The organism is Rhizobium sp. S152, assembly GCF_030380735.1.
GTDB lineage: Bacteria > Pseudomonadota > Alphaproteobacteria > Rhizobiales > Rhizobiaceae > Rhizobium.
The window spans coordinates 1-1,162 of the sequence record NZ_JAUDRZ010000027.1 but is presented as its reverse complement, the minus strand read 5'-3'; the positions used below and the strand labels follow the sequence as shown (position 1 = coordinate 1,162).

The window sequence follows — 1,162 nt, the reverse complement described above, 5'->3', positions numbered from 1 at the left end:
CGGGGAGCAACCATGTCTCATTCTCTGCAATATTCCGGCGTCCATTCGGCTTTGCGGATGAGGATGGCATTGGCGAGAATGATGAGTTTGCGGGCGACGGCGATAACCGCGCACAGGTGTTCCTTTCCGTTGTCGCGCAAGCGCTTGTAGAACGTCGCCAGATCCGGATTGTGCTGGGTCGCGGTGAAGGCGCACATGAACAGGCTCTTGCGCAACCGTTCGCGGCCGCCCTGAATGCGGCGTCTGCCGTGATGTTTTCCGCTGTCATCGTCATACGGCGCAACGCCGGCAAGGGCGGCGATCTCGGCGCGACCGGTGTGGCCGAGTTCGGGCATGCGGATGAGCATGCACAACGCGCTTCGCAGCCCGACACCCTTGATGGAGACCAGCAGATCGAGACGTTGCGCCAGGTCCGGGTCCTGGCGCAACGTCTTCTCCATCCACAACAGATGCGCCTTGCGGCAGGTTTCGAGCCGGGCGACCTCGCGGGCGTGACGGTGCTTGACGATCTCCGACAGAGCGGTCTCGGCAAAGGTTTTCACCAGCGCGATCTGCTGCTCGATCTGTTCCAGATAGGTCAGCTCGCTCGCCAGCCGGTCGAAGCGCGCGTCGGGAAGCGCCGGCATCTCCTCCAGGCCGGCGGTGAAGACGGCAATCAGCGCGGCGTCGAGCCGGTCGTTCTTGGCCCGACGAAGCCGGCTCCTGGCGAAGAACCGCAGTTGCGCCGGCTGCAGGCGTGCCGCCGGCCGCTCGCCAGCCCGCAAATGCACAAGCAACCGCCACTCGTAACCACCCGAGGCTTCGAAGCCGACCCTTTTGACATCCTGCTCTTGAAGAAAAGCGTCGAGCGCCTTCAGGCCGGCCGCATCATAAGCCACCCTCAGCGTCGCATCACCGGGATGAATGGCGATGTCGAGATGGCTTTTGCCGACATCGATTCCGGCACAGATCATGCTATTATCGGTCATCTTCGTCGTCCCTGTCTTGGATACGAACCCCAAGGTTCCTGCAACCACACGGGCCTGATGAAGAGCCGGTTGCGATCCTGCTCCCCACAGCCCCAAACGGCTAAGAAGGTGACGATCCGACAACCAGCTGCCGGGCGGGCGGCTACCCGCCCGGCAGAAACAATTATCTCATATTTTGATCATCCAAGAAGGTG

Annotated in this window: 1 protein-coding gene; it reads right to left on the bottom strand. The window is 62.0% G+C overall.

The annotated features are described in order from the left end of the window. Positions 1 to 17: 17 nt before the first annotated feature. Complete coding sequence (locus QTL95_RS24185; RefSeq protein WP_289722465.1) at positions 18 to 968, bottom strand: IS110 family transposase; 951 nt, start codon at positions 966 to 968, stop codon at positions 18 to 20. Positions 969 to 1,162 lie beyond the last annotated feature (194 nt).

What these genes read in the sequence shown, in the direction of transcription:
- QTL95_RS24185 (WP_289722465.1), bottom strand. Translation starts at nt 968, where the DNA reads ATGACCGATAATAGCATGATCTGTGCCGGAATCGATGTCGGCAAAAGC.